The sequence below is a fragment of the Clostridium acetireducens DSM 10703 genome (assembly GCF_001758365.1).
Taxonomy (GTDB): Bacteria; Bacillota; Clostridia; order Clostridiales; family Clostridiaceae; genus Clostridium_C; species Clostridium_C acetireducens.
The window spans coordinates 14466-32386 of sequence record NZ_LZFO01000003.1; the positions used below are offsets into that span (position 1 = coordinate 14466).

Consider the following 17921-nt stretch of genomic DNA (forward strand, 5'->3'; position numbering starts at 1 on the left):
ATAAATAGAACCCCATGCTTAGGTTAACATGGGGTCTTATATTTTTATTTTATTATTATTTTATTGTATTTTTTCTTACCTCTTCTAACTAACATACTTCCATCTTTGAAAAAATCTTCATCAATAATTAAATTTGCATCTGTAACTTTTTCTTCATTTATATTAAGTCCACCTTGTTGTATTAATCTTCTAACTTCACTCTTTGAAGGTAATACTTTAGTAGCTGCTAAAATATCTACTATTGTAGATCCTATTAAATCTTTACTTATTTCTGTTGTAGGAACATTTTCCATGTTTTGTCCTGATCCAAAAAGAGCTTCTGCAGCTTCCATTGCTTTTTTAGATTCTTCTTCTCCGTGTATAAGTTTTGTTACTTCATAAGCAAGAACTTTTTTAGCTTCATTTATTTTAGCTCCTTCTAAAGAAGACAACTTTTTAATTTCATCCACAGGTAAAAATGTTAATAATAATAAACACTTTTCTACATCTGCATCGTCTATATTTCTCCAGTATTGGTAAAAATCAAAAGGAGATGTTTTATCCTTATCAAGCCACAAAGCCCCGTTTACAGTTTTGCCCATTTTTTTACCTTCACTATTAGTTAGTAATGTACATGTCATTGCATAAGCTGGCTTTCTTTCTTTTCTTCTAATTAAATCAACACCTGCTAACATATTTGACCATTGATCATCTCCACCTAATTCCATTACACAATTGTATCTTCTATTTAGTTCAAGAAAATCGTATCCTTGCATAAGCATGTAATTAAATTCTAAAAAGGAAAGACCTTTTTCTAATCTTTGTTTAAAACATTCTGCTGTTAGCATTTTATTTACAGAAAAATGAACACCAATTTCCCTTATAAATTCTAAATAATTTAATTTTAAAAGCCAATTGGCATTATCTTCTAAAATTGCTTTTCCTTCATCAAAATCAATAAATCTTGATAATTGACTTTTTATACTTGAAACATTGCGATTAATAGTATCTTTATCTAGCATTTTTCTCATATCTGTTTTTCCGCTTGGATCTCCTATCATCACAGTACCTCCACCAACTAAGGCAATAGGTCTATGTCCTGCTTTTTGTAGATAACTCATCATCATCATAGGAAGAAAGTGTCCTATATGTAAACTATCTGCAGTAGGATCAAATCCTATATAAAATGTTACTTTCTCTTTTTCTAAAATATCTCTTATTTCATCTTCATGAGTAAGTTGTTTTATGTATCCTCTTTCTTTTAATACATCAAAAACATTTTCCATTATTTATGCCTCCTTAATTTTTAGTAAAATAAAAAGCCCCTTATTATAAAATAAGGGACGAAGTATCCGCGTTACCACCCATGTTGATATATTTATTTTAAAATAAATATATCCGCTCTTTGTCTTATAACGTAGACATACGTATATACTTACTTAATACAGTATAATCCTGTATAGTTCAGCATTAAGTTTAAGAATGTATTTCATTATAAATACTAACTAGTTTACACCAGCCACTAGCTCTCTTCATAGTATATTATAATTACTTTTTTCTATCATTACCTTTTTAATATTTGGTTTATATATAATATTGTATACATTATTATATACAAGTATTACAATTAATACAATACTTTTTTGTTAAAATTATCAAGCCACATATTTTTTAATATATTCTGGTAACAAATCACACTCCCCATTTATAGTAATAAAGAAATCTACTTCATACTCTTCAGATAATTTTTCCAAAGCATAAAACAATTGTGCCGCATCTTTTAAGCTACCATCTACAATATTAAACAATCCGTCTATAAAGACAGTATCAATATCGTAGTCCTGTGATAACATGCCGCACATAAATCCATAAAAACTATCATAATTTTCAACTTTAAACTCATTTGTAGTAACAAATCTTATTTTTCTATCCAACTCAAAAAGTGGTCTATCGTCATCATCTATATATACTATATTACCTCTGTTTTCTAAAGCTTTTTCATTTGCTAATTTTATTAGTTTTTTTGTTTTTCCTGAACCTCTTTGGTTACAAAATACATTTATCACTAAAACCACCCCTTAACTATTTTTTTTATAAGGTTTAGCCCATATATAAATTATACAATATTCAGAAAATTTTTTCAATACTGAAAATTATATATATTTCTTTATTCCTGGATATATAACTTTAAAGTTATCTTCTTTTAAAGAATTAATAAATTTAATTTTTTCCTTATTTTTAAAAGCTTTTTTTATTCTTCTAAATCCCTTTCCAGATTTTATAAATCTACCTTTATCATCTAAAGTTATAAGCTTTTCATATAACCACATATTTCTTTTTATATAATAGGAAGATACTATATTTTTACCTTTTACTAGTATTCCAGGGCTAGATACTGATATACTATTATAATCAAGTATTACTTCTATCTCTTTATAGTATATAGTATAATCTCTATATAAAACTGCATTTTTTATACTTTCACAAATAGCTTCTGTAGGGTATTTTTTAGGTAATATCCTATATAATACTTTCTCAGCTTCATCTAGCATTGTTAATAAATCTCCTTTTATTATTATGTATTTATCAAGTTTATTATTAATCCTATTTACAATTTTTATCATATTGTGTGGTATATATATATAATTACTTCTACAAAATATAAGCATTCCTCCTAATGTTACCATATACTTATTTATCTCTCTGTCTAAATATATTATAGATGAATTTTCCATAAGCTCTAAGTAATTATTATCATTAATTTCTATACCTTGAGATTTAAAATATTTATAAACAATATTTAAATCTATACATTTTATATCACTATTAACAATTGGACATAACTCAATATTTAAAGTCAAATTTTCTTGAAGAGCAGATATTATTTCTTGTTTTCTCATTACATCATTAGTAGAACCCCTTCTAACATAAAAGGCACCATTATCTCTTAATTGATATGGTTTTTGAGGTCCATCAAATACAGTAATAGAAATTAATTTCTTATTTTCATAATATATGGTCTCTAAGTTTACTGGCACAGGAGGATCTATTCTAGAACTTACTATTTGTTGTACTTGCTCCTCACTAATTTTTAAATCTTCTATACCTACAATATTCTTTGTTTTATCTTCTATTCCAATTATTAAATATCCTCTTCCTCCCTTTGAATTAGCAATAGCACAAATATCTTTGGCTAATTCCTTTCTACCGCTTTCCGTAACTAAATCTATTTTTTGCTTAAAATCTAATTTAGGTCCCTCTTCTTTTTTTATTAAATTTATGAATTTTTTCTTATCCATTTTTTATTACCCCTATTTAAAATTATTATATATAATAAATACTATTTGAATTATATAGTATTTATTAATATTATAACTTAAAAACTAATTATTAAAATAGTAAAAAAAATGTATTGATTATACATTTACTAAAGTTAAATATATAATCAATACACTTTTTTGCTATTTTATTTCTGAAAATTTATATTGGTTTTTTTAATTATTTTTATTAATGGTAATGCTATTATTATACCTACTACTACTTGTGCTATATCTCCAGGTATATGAGTAGACTGAACTATAAAACTTTGATTTAGAGGAATTTTCATGTAAAAATGATTCAATGCAGTGCCTGCTAGAAGATATGCTAAATTCATCCATACTCCTGATACTATAAAAGCAAATAAATTATTTAAAGTACTCTCTCCCTTATAATCTTTTCTATAAGCTATAATATATGCTATGTATGCCATACCTCCTTTAATAAAAAATGTAAATGGAGCCCACATAGCATAAGGTGATAATATATCAAACATACTCATACCTATAGCTGAAGCTATAGTAGCTTTTCTTTTTCCTAATAATATAGCTGCTACAAAAATCATGCTATCTCCTAAATGTACAACTCCTTTATATCCTATTCCCACTGGTACATTAACAATTGCAGTAGCTATATAAATAATAGCAGCCATAAGCGAAATTTGTACAATATCTAAAGTTTTAGTATTAATTTTAACATTTTTATTTTCCATAAGTAAAACCCCCTTATAATTTCTTTATCAAAATAATTATATAATGGGTTTTATCTTCTTACAAATGTATCGTTACATTTTATAGACACTTATGTATTTTACAATTCAATTCTGTCAAGAATAATAACATCTTTAATATTTAAAGGAGGTATTATTATGGCTTTTTTACGATGGTTAGGTGGCTTAATAATTCTATTTTGGCTTATTGGAATAATTTTTAAAATAGGCGGCATCCTTATAAATTTTTTACTTTTAATTGGAGCTTTTATTTTCATAATAGATTCATTATTAACTAAAAGAAAAACTATTTAAAAAAGGTCTGAATTTTTATTTTCAGACCTTTTATTAGATTATATACTATGCTATAATTTATCACATCAAATATAGGAAGGGGGAGTTATATTGAACAATTTAAAATACTTAAAATTACATAAAAGTAAAATTTATAATTTAATAAAATATATGGACAAGTCTTATTTATTATTTTTAAATTTAACATTTTTAACTGTGGCAATTTATTCATTGTTTTCTAAAACATTAATTGACGAAAAATTATATTGTTTTTTACTGGTTTTAGCTTGTACTACTTGTTATTCTGAAATAAGAAAAGATGTAAACTGGATACCATTTTTAATATTAGCAATACCCTTTATTTTTTTTGTATTATATGCATCAATTTACGGTTATGATTTTTGGGGTAAAATATTAAGTTGGCAACTATCTAAAGATATAGTGATAAATTTAAATCCTATCTTTAAAAAAATACCTTTAAATGATGCATATTTTGCTAGACTATATAAAACTGATACTTTAACTTGGTTTTTTAGATTAGTTTATAATAATGGATTCGTTTTACCTGTACTTATACCTATATATAGGGCAGCAATGGCAAAAGATTTTAAAAAAATGTTAAAATATGCCCTTTCTGGTCACCTTCTGCAAATTTTCTTAATAAGTCCTTTTTATTTAACTTTTCATTTACAAGAAGTTTGGTATGTACTAGGTAACCCTGATGGATTAGCTAGAAATTTATCTCCTCAAGCTGCTGCAGGAGTGACATTAAATTGTTTTCCTTCAATGCATACATCTATAGCTTTTGCAATGTTTTTATTAGTATTAAGAGAAAAAAATAAAATATTTAAATATACTTGGAGTTTCTTTTGCATAAGTGTAATATTATCTACAATGTATTTACAAATTCATTGGGTTTTAGATGTAATAGCAGGTATTATTTTAGCTTATGTAACAGTGAAATTAGTAGATTTAATTTTAGATATATTAAAATTAAATCTATATAGTATACTGGATATATTTTATTACAATAAAAGTTTTAATTTAAGTAATAAAAATTATTTAGATATAACTAATCATATGAATTACTAAATACATAGTAATAAAAGCTAACAACTGCAGTTGTTAGCTAATTTTTACCTATATCAGATAGAACCAATCCTTTATTATGTTCTAATGCCCAACTTATCGACCACTCACTTTGGAATATTAAAAGATTTCTATCTTTAATATCTTTAACTTTCCTAGTATCGCTTGTTAATACTAAATTATCCACATCTGTATCAGAACTTTCTATCCATCTAATAAATTTGTAAGGAAGATTATCCATTTTTATTTCAACATTATATTCTTTTTCCATTCTATATTTTAAAACATCTAATTGTAAAACTCCAACTACTCCAACGATTATTTCTTCTATACCTATATTTAATTCTTTAAATACTTGTATTGCTCCTTCTTGTGATATTTCTGTCATACCTTTTATAAATTGTTTTCTCTTCATAGTATCTACTGTTCTAACCTTTGCAAAATATTCTGGAGCAAAAACAGGAATACTTTCAAATTTAAATTTTTCATTACTTTTACATAAAGTATCTCCTATTCTAAATATTCCTGGATCAAATACACCTATTATATCTCCAGCATAAGCTTCCTCTACTATTTCTCTATCTTGAGCCAAAAACTGTTGAGGTTGAGCCAGTTTAACTTTACTATTACCCTGAACATGAAATACTTCTATACCTTTTTTGAACTTTCCTGAACAAATTCTCATAAAAGCAATTCTATCTCTATGAGCTGGATTCATATTAGCTTGTATTTTAAATACAAAAGCAGAAAACTTCTCATTGTATACATCAATTTCTCCTTTATCACTTTTCCTTTTCAATGGACCTGTAGTTAATTTTAAAAACGCTTCTAAAAAAGGTTCTACACCAAAATTAGTTAATGCACTTCCAAAAAACACCGGAGTAAGCTGTCCTTTTCTAACTTGTTCTAAGTCAAATTCATCTCCTGCTATATCTAGAAGTTCTATATCTTCTGCCAATTTATTATAAGATAGTTCCCCTAATTCTTCTTTAAAATCTTTATCTTCTAAATTAATTTTTTTAGATTCAATAGTATTTTGACCATGTTTACCAGAAGTAAACACTTGAAACACTCTCTCTTCTCTATTATATATACCTTTAAATTCTTTTCCTGAGCCTATAGGCCAATTCATAGGATAAGATTTTATTCCTAATACACTTTCTATATCCTCCATTAATTCAAAAGGATCTCTACTTTCTCTATCCATTTTATTTATAAAAGTAAATACTGGTATTCCTCTTAAGCTACAAACATGGAAAAGCTTTTTAGTTTGTTCTTCTACTCCTCTAGAAGCATCAATTACCATAACTGCACTATCTGCCGCCATTAAAGTTCTGTATGTATCTTCACTAAAGTCTTGGTGTCCAGGTGTATCTAATATATTTATACAAAATCCTTTGTAATTAAATTGCATTACAGAAGAAGTAACAGATATACCTCTCTGCTTTTCAATTTCCATCCAGTCAGATATTGCATGCTTAGATGTTTTTCTTGCCTTAACAGATCCTGCCATTCTTATTGCTCCACCGTAGAGTAGTAATTTTTCTGTTAGTGTAGTTTTTCCTGCATCGGGATGTGATATTATAGCAAATGTTCTTCTTCTTTCAATTTCCTTCCTTAAGTCTACCACTTGTATTCTCTCCTCTTCTTTTTAGTACTCAAAATGATTTTAGCTTTATTATATATTGTTGTCAATTTTAATTTTTACTTTATTTTTAAAGTTATATTTATAAAAGCGTTTAAAAAAGTTTATGCTAAAAATTATTTTATAGCATAAACTTTTTACATATTTACTATTTTTCAAAAGGTATAAATCCTATTTTTTTCTTCATCTTTCTAACCATTTTATTAGAAACATATAGTGCCTTTTGTGCACCTTCTTTATATACACTTTGCAAATATGTTTTATCATCTAATAATTCTTTTACTTTTTTCTGTATTGGTTCTAATTCATTTATTATTATTTCTGCAACATCTTCTTTAAATTCTGCATATCCTTTTCCTTCATATTTTTCTTCTATTTCTTTAACGCTAAGACCTGTAATAGCACTAATTATAGAAATTAAATTCTTAACTCCTGGTTGTTCATCATTATACTTAACTATTCCCAAACTATCTGTAACAGCTCTACTTATTTTTTTTCTTATAACTTCTGGAGGATCCATTATCAAAATATATGAATTAGGATTATCTGAAGACTTTGACATTTTTTTAGTAGGTTCTTGTAAGTCCATTACTTTGGCTGCTGTTTCTGGTATATACGGTTCTGGTAATTTAAAAGTAGGACTATATAAATTATTAAATCTTTGAGCCAAATCCCTTGTTAATTCTAAATGCTGTTTTTGATCTTGACCTACAGGAACTAAGTCTGCATTGTAAATCAATATATCTGCTGCCATAAGCACTGGATAATTTAAAAGTCCTGCACTTACAGAAGTTTCTGCATACTTTCTAGATTTATCTTTAAATTGAGTCATTCTGCTTAATTCACCAGTATATGTAAAACAATTTAATAACCATGCTGCTTCAGCATGAGTATGAACATGAGATTGTATAAATAGTGTATTTTTACTAGGTTCAATGCCAGATGCTAAATAAATAGCTAATACTTCTAGAGTTCTTTGACGTAAATTTTTAGGTTCTTGTTTTACAGTTATAGCATGTAAATCTACTACACAAAAATAACAATCATATTCATCTTGTAATTTAACCCAATTTTTTAAAGCACCTAAATAATTTCCTATAGTTAAATTTCCTGACGGCTGTATGCCACTAAATATAACTTTCTTATTTTGTTCCATGTATAATTCCCTCCAAATCTTTAAAGGTTAAAAAAACCCTATAGCTTTAGCTATAGGGCGTATTATAAACGCTATAGATAAAAAATTAATATACAAAAATAAAACTAAATTTAATATATTAACTCTTTAATTATATTAAGAGTCTATAGATTTATATTCATTATAGTGTATTTCCACCCTCTTTAGCTTTTTGTAAACAAAACTTAAATTTACTTATAAATTTGAAATATTTACACAAAGTTCTTTTTATATAGTATTACCTAAATTAGTAATTGTCAATACGTTTGCAAAAAAAGCCTTTCTTATATTAAAATTTAAGCTAAATATTTTTTTATTTTACTTTTTCCATAAGCCATGTAAATTACAGTAAGCTCTTACAGCTAATATTTCTTCATCTATTTTAAATATAGCTTCTGCTCTTTCATTAGCTTTTAAACATTTTCTATATGTTTTATTATTAGTTATAACTTCTATCCATTCTATATTATGTTTTTCTGTCATTGGATGTTCTTCTTTACCCACTTTAATAATTATTCCTCCTTGAGACTTTTCAAGTAAAGGTATATGTTTTTCTAATGTAGCATCTGTTATGTTTTCTGATAAAATAATCATATTTTTTCCACAACATTCTAATTTACCTTCTCCTTTATGAAGTACTTCTACTATATTGCCACATAATTCACATTTATAAACTTGATTAATTTGAGTCATAATATCCCTCCATTATTTATTAATAATTATTAACATTTATTTTTTATTACATACTATATATTTAAAGCTTTTTGTCAATAATTGAATTTTTAATTATTTATTTCTATGTTTATTTATATTTTTAGTGGAATACTAATTGTATAAACCATTTTAAATAGGAGGTTTTTATAATGGGAAAAAACAGAAAAAAAATTTATGGTCCACATGAAAGAGGTTATTTAGAGGAACATTCTAAAAAAGTAACATCTTATGCTCTAAGAGATCATGTGGAACTTCCTAATAATCTTACTGATCCTATAATTTCCAATAATATAGCTACATGGGAATTTGATTACACTTCAGATGAATTAGGTAATAATGAAGATCAATCTTAAAATTAAGGGATACAATATTGTATCCCTTAAATTTTTATATTAAAACTTTTATATTATGTTCACCCTTTTTAAATGGAATTAAGTCACCTTCTAGCTTATTATTATCCATTTCTATATATTTATTTTCACTTCTCATTACATGAATATTATATTTGCAATTTTCTTTTTCATAATAAATATAATATTCTTGCCAATCATTAGGAATGCAAGGAACTATTTTAATTCCTTTACTTCCTATTATTTTTAGTCCTAATATGTCTTCAATTGCAGCTCTATACATCCATCCTGCAGAGCCAGTATACCAACTCCATCCTCCTCTTCCTGTGTGAGGCTCTCTAGCGTATACATCTGCTGACATAACATAAGGTTCTATTTTATATATTTCACATTCTAAATTTGATTTAGTATGATTTATAGGATTTATCATATTAAACATTTTCCATGCTTTATCCCTACATCCTAATTTAGCAAAAGCTATTATAGTCCATATTGCAGCATGAGTATATTGACCTCCATTTTCTCTTACTCCTGGTACATATCCTTTTATATAACCAGGCTCCATACTAGATTTATGAAAAGCTGGAGTTAAAAGCTTTATCATTCCTTTATTTTCTTTAATAAGATATTTTTCTAAAGCTTCCATAGCTATTTTTTGTCTCGATTTTTTTCCTGCATTTGATATAACAGACCAAGACTGTGATAGTGAATCTATCTGGCATTCTTCATTTTCTATTGAACCTAAAGGAGTACCATTATCAAAATATGCCCTCCTATACCAGCCTCCATCCCAAGCATTTTTTTCTAAATTTTCTCTAATAAATTCTTTTAATTTACTATAATTATTAGCTCTATTTTTATCTTGCATCTTAATACATATTTCAGAAAAGCCCTCTAGTATTGTATATAAGAACCATCCCAACCAAACACTTTCTCCTCTTCCCTTATTACCTACTGTGCTCATTCCGTCATTCCAATCTCCAGATCCCATAAGTGGAATATTATGCTCTCCAAATTTAGCTGCTCGTTCTATTGCTTTTATACAATGATGGTACAGTGATTCTTTTTCCTTAGAAACTCTAGATATAGTATATCTTTCATCTTCTCCTGTTTTTAAAGGTTCATCTTCTAAATAACTAATCTTTTCGTATAATATACTATAGTCTTCTGTTATATTTATATAATTTATTACTGTGTAAGGAAGCCATAATAAATCATCTGAAAATCTAGTTCTAATACCACTTTCTACAATAGGATGCCACCAATGTTGAACGTCTCCTTCTTTAAATTGTCTAGAAGCACTATATAATATATGTTCTCTAGTAATATTAGCATCTAAATAAGTAATTGGTATTACATCTTGAAGTTGATCTCTAAAACCATATGCACCTCCAGATTGATAAAATGCTGTCCTAGACCAAAATCTACAGGATATAACTTGATACATAAGCCATCCATTTACCATTATATCCATACTTTTATCCGGAGTTTTAATTTGTATAGTTGACAATAGTTTTTTCCAATAATTTTTAACATTAATCAATTCATTGCTTATACTCTTTATGTTTTTATATTTTTTAATTACACTTTCTATAGATTCTATTCTTTCTTCTTCACCTAGCATAAATACTATGATTTTTTCTTCATTGGGTTTTATTTCTAACTTTCCATTTAAAGCCAAGCAAGGATCGAAACCTGCCCCTACGTTATTTGATAAACTCTCATATTTTAATACTTCAGGTGAAACAACACTTCCTCCTATTCCTAAAAATTCTTTCCTGTCTCCTGTAAAAGATTTACTTTTACATCCAATACAACTTAAATAAGTTATAAGATTTTTAAAAGGCCTATTATATAAATTCTTTGCATAAATATATTCTTTATCCTTATCTAAATAAGTGGATATATACTGAGCAGAATTTTCAGGAACTACTCCCATTACTAATCTAGCATAGTAAGTAAGAGATAGTTTCCTTTCTTTATTACTATTATTTTTTAACTTTATACTACAAAATTTAACACTTTCTTTTAAAGGAACAAACATAACCATTTCACCAAGTATTCCATTGTATTGATGTTTAAATATAGAATACCCAAATCCATGCTCTATTACATATCTTCCATTATCTCTAATTGGTTTCGGAGAAACACTCCATACATCTCCAGTTTCTTCATCTCTAATATATATTTCTTCTGCTTCATCATCTAATACTGGATCATTAGACCAATTAGTTATTTTATTTTCTCTACTATTTTTATTCCAAGTATAGGATACCCCATTCTCCGAAACATGAAATCCAAAATTACCATTAGATATTACATTTATCCAAGGTGCTGGAGTATTATTATAATTTTCTAAAATTATAATATAAGAATTATTCTTTAAATTAAAACCTCCAAAAGTATTAAAGTATTCAAGTTCTGGTATAGATATTTCATAAGGTTTATTAATTAATTCAATTTTTTTATTCTCTAGTAACTTCTTATTGTAACTGTTTTTATCATTACTAATATTTAACTGAGATAATAAAGTTCCTTTACTAGAGAAAAACACTAATCTAGATATTGCTATAAATAAATTTATACATTCATCATTTTTAGGAAGATTATTTATTACAAATACACCACCATTTTTACCTACTTTATCCCTTGCATAACTAGTATAAATCAAATCCCTTATTTTATCTTGTAAATTTTGAACATACCCCTCATTATTTAAATTTATTACAACCAAATCAACTTGTAAGCCTCTAGAATTCCAATATTCATAAGCCTTTAATAACTGCCTAAATATCTGAATACATTTTTCATTATCTATTATCAATAACACTATAGGTAAATCTCCCGAAACTCCATAAGACCATAAATCCTGTTGATTTAGTTTCATATTTTTAATAAATTCTTCTCTATAATTAAATGAACTATTTAAATACAATATTTTTGATGCCATTGATTGATATAAATTAGCTTGTGCAGATTTTATACCTAAATACTTCATGTTTAGTTTAGTAGAAGTATTTAATAAATTTAAAGCTCTATTTATATTTTCTTTTTTACTATATTTATTTGCTAATTCAATTACTTCCTCCTTAGAATTACCTACAGCTGTGGTATAAGCTATATTACAAGTTTTGCCTGGTTCTATTTTAAATCTAATTCTTATACTTATTATCGGATCTAGTACAGAGCCAACTGTATTTTTTAAAGGTGCTTCATTTTCCATAGCTTGAGGATTTGATAAATCCCTACATCTACCTATAAAATTTTCTCTATTTGTTTCATACTCTATTCTTCCTAAACTTTCTGTATCTGAAGTTACAGTTTGCATAATCCATACATTTTTATCCTTAATACTTCTTGGTCTTCTATTTGCTAAAATACAAAATGGATTACCTATAAATTCTGTATTAATAAATAAATTACTAAAAGCAGGATGGACTAAATCTGCATTATAAGAAGCTAAAGTAAGCTCACAATAACTAGTTACTTCAATTGTTCTAGAATAACTACTCTTATTAGTTATAGATATTTTTCTTATTTCTGCATCATCATCACTAGTTACTATAGTATCCATTTCTGTAATTAAATTTCCATCTTTTCTTTTAAAATTAGCTTTATCTAAAGAAAATGTAACTTCATAATTTTCTCCTTCATTTTTACAAGGCTCATAGGTAGTACTCCAATATTCATTAGAATTTAAATTTTTTATATAAAAAAACATTCCTTTATTATCATTTGTTGAATTTTCCTTCCATCTATATAGATTCAAATTGTCTCTCTTAGCATATCCTGTTCCTCTATTAGATATCATTAATGAATAACTTCCATTTGATAATAACTGAACTTCTGGAATATCTGTTTTTGCATTAATATATTTTCTTACTATAATATTGTACTTTTCATTTTTTATACTTCCTCTTTGAATTCTTTCTTCTCTATCATAAACCACAATATTAGGCACTCTTTCTTGTAGTAATAATTCTACAGATTTAACCTTTGGTATACTGTGAAATCTATTTTGCAATACATTGTTATTTAATATATTATCTAAAGCCATTAAACTCATACCTTTATGATGAACCATATAGTTCTTTACAATAGCTGCTTTTTTTCCTTTAGGTATTCTTTCTGTAGTATAATCCACAGCTTCATAAAATCCATATTTACCTTCAATACCTTTTTCTTTTAATTCTCTTATATTTTTAATACCTCCTTCTAAATCTACTTGCATAGCTAATATAGTAGAATAAGGAGATATAACTAACTCGTTTATCAATCCTCTCTTTAATCCTATAGTTGGTATTCCAAATGCTTTATATTGATAATTTGAGTTTAAATCAAAATCGTAAAATGCAGATTCCGATATTCCCCAAGGTATTTTTTTGTTTTCACAATACCTTTTTTGCTCTCTTATTATAGATTTATATGTTTCATCCCATAATGTACCTGTATAATTTTTCATTATAAGTAATGGCATAAAATATTCAAACATAGTTCCACTCCAAGATATAAGAGCCTTGCCATTTTTAATTTTAGTAATAGCTCTACCTAATTTAAACCAATGATTTTTCTCTATATCACCTTTGGCTATAGCTATAAAACTTGCCTGTCTTGATTCCGACGCAATAAGATCATAGTAACTCTTAGTCAAACAATTATTTTCTACATCATATCCTATATAAAATAATTGTCTAACACTATCATAGAGTATAGAAAAATCTGTATCATCTGCTATAGAATTTAATGATTTTATTAATTTATCAATTTTATTAATAATTTTTTCTATTTCATTTTTGCTTACATTTAATTTACTTTTAAATTCTAATACGTAACTATCATTATATTCATTAATTTCTTTTATAAATCTTTCAATAATATAAGGTAACTTTTTAATAGGTACATTAAAAAAGTTTAAAGCAAATTTCATAAAATTATCTCTTAAATTTTTAGGAGACTCCTCAACCATATCAATCCAAGGTAATATATAATTTAAATTTTTCAAAAACTTTTCTGATGTTTTAATAACCTTGTTATTCCAATATAAGCTTTTTTCATTATTTATTTTATTAGCCTTTAACAAAATATCTTGCAATAGTATTTTTAAATTTAATGGATTTAGCTCTATATTTCTTATTCTATATATTAAACTAGAGTATATATTATTTTTTTCTAATTTTTCACTTATAGAATCATTGGCTAAACATAGTAAATCTATTAATCCTTCTTTTTTATTAAATATAGGTGTTTTCATATACTTTTTTAAAGATTCAGAAACCAACCATAAATACCCTACAAGATTTCCACTATCTACTGTAGATACATATCTTGGATATAAAGGCTTTTTAGTATTAGTATTATACCAATTATAAAAGTGTCCCTTATATTTTTCTAAATCTTCCATAGAAACTAAAATATTTTCTAATCTAAATATTAAATCCAATATTTCTATATAACCTAAATCATAAGCACATATATTTGCTGTAAGTCCCATTCCTATATTAGTAGGAGATGTTCTATGAGCTATACCATTATTAGGGTTTTCTTGATAATTATCTGGTGCTAACCAATTACTATCTTCATTTATAAAATCCTCAAAATAAGCCCATATTTTTCTTGATAACTTTCTTAACATTAATTTATCTTCTTCTTTAATATATCTTTTTATATGTAAGTCTTTGCTTATATAAAAAGCTATAAAAGGACTAAAAGCCCATAATAAACAAGAAGGAATCATTATAAAAGTAACATTTGTAGATTTATTTAAAGCCAAGTATATAACTAAAATAGATATAATAATAGATATATACATAAATTTTATATAATCTTTTAATTCTTTTCCTGAGGTTAGTTCAGCATCTGCAGCTGTTTGCCATTGCAATAAATTTTTTTTGCTTTTATATATTCTATATAAACTTCTAAAAATAGCATCTAACATTAAGTATGCTTGATGTGGTAAAAAACAAAATATTAAAAATAATTGTTTTAAGTTTATTTTCCAATTATTTATTTTTCCTGATGCACCTATTCCCTTTTGAGGCAAAACCACTACATCTGATACATCAAATAAAATAGGTACTAATATAGCTATAAATGATAAAGTTAGCCATATATCTGTGTTTGGTAACATAAAAGCTAATAATAATAATATAATTAAAGATGGAGCTAAAAGACTTCTTCTCATATTATCTATTATTTTCCATTTAGATAAAGTGTTTAATTTTGTCTTGTTAGTAATCCAAGGAAGCAACTGCCAATCTCCTCTAACCCATCTGTGCAATCTTTTGCAACTGGAATTATAATAAGCAGGATATCCATCTATTAACTCTATATCTGTTACTAATCCAGCCTTAACATAGGAACCTTCTAATAAATCATGGCTTAATACAGTATTTTCTGGTATTTCATCTTTTAATATATTATTAAATACATCTACATCATAAATTCCTTTTCCAGTAAATATTCCTTCTCCGAACAAATCTTGATATACATCTGATATTGCAGTAGTGTATACATCTAAACCTGTTTCACCAGAAAATATTTTTGAAAATAAAGTTTTATTTGCACTTAAATTTCCTACACTTATTCTAGGTTGTAGAAGACCATATCCTCTTAAAACTTTTTTATTTTCTTTATCTACATAAGGAATATTTAGTATATGACTCATAGCACCAATTAACTTTTTTGCACTATCTTTAGGTAATTGTGTATCTGCATCTAGAGTTATTATATATTTAATTTTAGATAAATTATCCACATTACCGCTAATCACATTGTAACTTGTGTTTTTATAGCCTCTAATCAAAGAGTTAAACTCCATAAGTTTACCCCGTTTTCTTTCCCATCCTATCCAAGCTTTTTCTTTTTCATTATATTGACGATATCTATTAAAAAAGTAAAATATATCTTCTTTATCATTACTATATTTTTTATTTAATTTCTTAATTTCATTTAAAGCAGTATTTATAATTTTATTGTCATTTTCTAATTCTTTAGTATTACTATCTTTAAAATCACCTAATATGCCATAATATATATTTTTTTGAGGATTTGCTAAATAATATACTTCTAAATCTTTTACTAATTTACGTACACTATCCTCATTATTAATTAAAGTAGATATAACAACCATAGAACTATATTCTTCTGGTATTTCTTTAAAATATTCAACTTTAGAGATAAATGTTGGTTCTGTTAAACTATTTATACTCCAATGAAAAATAGAAATAATAATTTCACTACATGGAATAAATATAACAATAGCTAATATTACATAGTTATAAAGCTTGAAATTACTATCTAATCTAACACTATAAAAAATCATACCTAAAATAAATAATAACGTTGCAATCACTATACTAGCCACATAATAATTTGCTCTGTTTTTACTAATATTTTTTAATACTTTATTTAATAAATTTTCTTTTATACCTATTTTTTCTTTTAAACACTCTATTCCCTTGTCAATTATATAATATCCCACATGCTTAACATAGCTTTTATTATCTTTAACTTCAGCTTCTTCTGCACATTCTATAGCCTTTTTTGCTATAAATGTTTCCGGAATATTTATTTGCTTAGATAATTTTTCTAACTTATGCCTATAGTAATCCCTAGATTCAAAATCCATTTTATTATATACTTTAGCAGGATCTTTAGATAATATTTTTTCTACATAACTTAATTTCTCAAAATTATTTTTCCAATTAAGAGCCTGTATATTCCTTATAGAATTTATGTAATTTCCAATGGATATCTGAAAAATAGATTGATTTTTATGCTCTTGATTTATTACATTTTCCTCATCAATTTCCTTTATTTCTAACTCTCTATCAATCCACTTGTATATATTTATATCTTCTACTGCATTATCTCTTAGTATTGTTAATAATTTTTCAATAAACTGAGGTGTGAATTTTATATTCTTATCAATTAGTGTTTTTATAGTTTTGTCTACTGAATTATTATTAGATGCTTCTATAAGTTTATCTGCTATTTTATCTGCTCTTTTTGCCTCTTTTTGTGTAAATATTATTTTACTAGTTATAGCACTTATATTTTGTATTAAAGCTATTCTTAACATTATAGGTAAAGCCCATAATTCTCCAGTAGTTAACACAGATCTTTTTTGATATACATTTACAAAATTTTCTATAACTTCTCCATCTATTTTTCCATTAGTATGAGAAGCTATTTCTACTGCTATATAATATACTCTAGGATATCCTTTCATTATGCCTTTTTTTACAATTGGTAAATCTTTATAATACTTCTTAGGCATACTTCTTTTTATATCTTTATATTCTTTTTCTATTAAATATAAATTATCTAAAAGCCATTCTCCAGCAGGCACTATTTCAATTTTATTTTTAGAATCTTCATCTAAGTAATAATAATCTTCTAGTATATGCTTATAGCTCTCATCTAAACTTTTCATAAGCTTTTTGCTATACATCATTTTTCTACTTTCTGAATAAAAATTAGAAATTTCTTCTGCATGCCTTTCTAGTTGATTTTTTTCTATATTTAGAGTGGGCATATCCTCCATTATATTGTATTTTTCTCTTTTATTTATATAAAATATATAAACTATAATCACAAATAATAAAAATATAGATAATGATATGTAAAATAACATGGAAGATCATCCTT

At 25.8% G+C, this 17921-nt stretch carries 11 protein-coding genes and 1 other annotated feature; of the genes, 3 read left to right on the forward strand and 8 right to left on the reverse strand.

Annotated features, from left to right (window positions below; genetic code table 11):
• Positions 1–44: 44 nt before the first annotated feature.
• The 4 genes from tyrS to CLOACE_RS01305 all read right to left on the reverse strand — a co-directional run bounded on the left by tyrS (position 45) and on the right by CLOACE_RS01305 (position 4009).
• Positions 45–1265, reverse strand: coding sequence for a tyrosine--tRNA ligase (gene tyrS / locus CLOACE_RS01290; protein WP_070109236.1), 1221 nt, complete (start codon positions 1263–1265; stop codon positions 45–47).
• 50 nt (positions 1266–1315) lie between these two features.
• Positions 1316–1553: a binding site (T-box leader), on the reverse strand.
• Between the two features lie 81 nt (positions 1554–1634).
• Positions 1635–2045, reverse strand: coding sequence for a hypothetical protein (locus CLOACE_RS01295; protein ID WP_070109237.1), 411 nt, complete (start codon positions 2043–2045; stop codon positions 1635–1637).
• A gap of 87 nt (positions 2046–2132) precedes the next feature.
• Complete coding sequence (locus tag CLOACE_RS01300; protein ID WP_070109238.1) at positions 2133–3278, reverse strand: AlbA family DNA-binding domain-containing protein; 1146 nt, start codon at positions 3276–3278, stop codon at positions 2133–2135.
• A gap of 167 nt (positions 3279–3445) precedes the next feature.
• The gene (locus tag CLOACE_RS01305; RefSeq protein ID WP_070109239.1) at positions 3446–4009 is read right to left on the reverse strand and encodes an ECF transporter S component; all 564 of its coding nucleotides are present in this window, start codon (positions 4007–4009) and stop codon (positions 3446–3448) included.
• 156 nt (positions 4010–4165) lie between these two features.
• Here CLOACE_RS01305 and CLOACE_RS11705 point away from each other — a divergent pair, with 156 nt between their 5' ends.
• Positions 4166–4321: a DUF5670 family protein gene (locus tag CLOACE_RS11705; protein ID WP_175429419.1), complete on the forward strand. Its 156-nt coding sequence runs from the start codon at positions 4166–4168 to the stop codon at positions 4319–4321.
• Positions 4322–4408: 87 nt separating this feature from the next.
• Entirely contained in the window at positions 4409–5392 is a 984-nt protein-coding gene (locus CLOACE_RS01310; RefSeq protein WP_070109240.1) for a phosphatase PAP2 family protein, read from the forward strand.
• A gap of 37 nt (positions 5393–5429) precedes the next feature.
• Here the strand turns inward: CLOACE_RS01310 and CLOACE_RS01315 are convergent, their stop codons facing one another.
• From CLOACE_RS01315 to CLOACE_RS01325, 3 genes are all read right to left on the reverse strand, one after another.
• The gene (locus CLOACE_RS01315; protein ID WP_070109241.1) at positions 5430–7019 is read right to left on the reverse strand and encodes a peptide chain release factor 3; all 1590 of its coding nucleotides are present in this window, start codon (positions 7017–7019) and stop codon (positions 5430–5432) included.
• 163 nt (positions 7020–7182) lie between these two features.
• Positions 7183–8190 (reverse strand): tryptophan--tRNA ligase, encoded by a 1008-nt coding sequence (gene trpS / locus CLOACE_RS01320; RefSeq protein WP_070109242.1) that lies wholly within the window; start codon positions 8188–8190, stop codon positions 7183–7185.
• 336 nt (positions 8191–8526) lie between these two features.
• On the reverse strand, positions 8527–8901 hold the full coding sequence (locus CLOACE_RS01325; RefSeq protein ID WP_070109243.1) for a desulfoferrodoxin: 375 nt from the start codon (positions 8899–8901) through the stop codon (positions 8527–8529).
• A gap of 170 nt (positions 8902–9071) precedes the next feature.
• Here CLOACE_RS01325 and CLOACE_RS01330 point away from each other — a divergent pair, with 170 nt between their 5' ends.
• Complete coding sequence (locus tag CLOACE_RS01330; protein ID WP_070109244.1) at positions 9072–9275, forward strand: hypothetical protein; 204 nt, start codon at positions 9072–9074, stop codon at positions 9273–9275.
• Positions 9276–9309: 34 nt separating this feature from the next.
• On the opposite strand, the gene CLOACE_RS01335 is transcribed toward CLOACE_RS01330, so the two are convergent.
• On the reverse strand, positions 9310–17907 hold the full coding sequence (locus CLOACE_RS01335; protein WP_070109245.1) for a glycoside hydrolase family 94 protein: 8598 nt from the start codon (positions 17905–17907) through the stop codon (positions 9310–9312).
• Between the last annotated feature and the right edge of the window lie 14 nt (positions 17908–17921).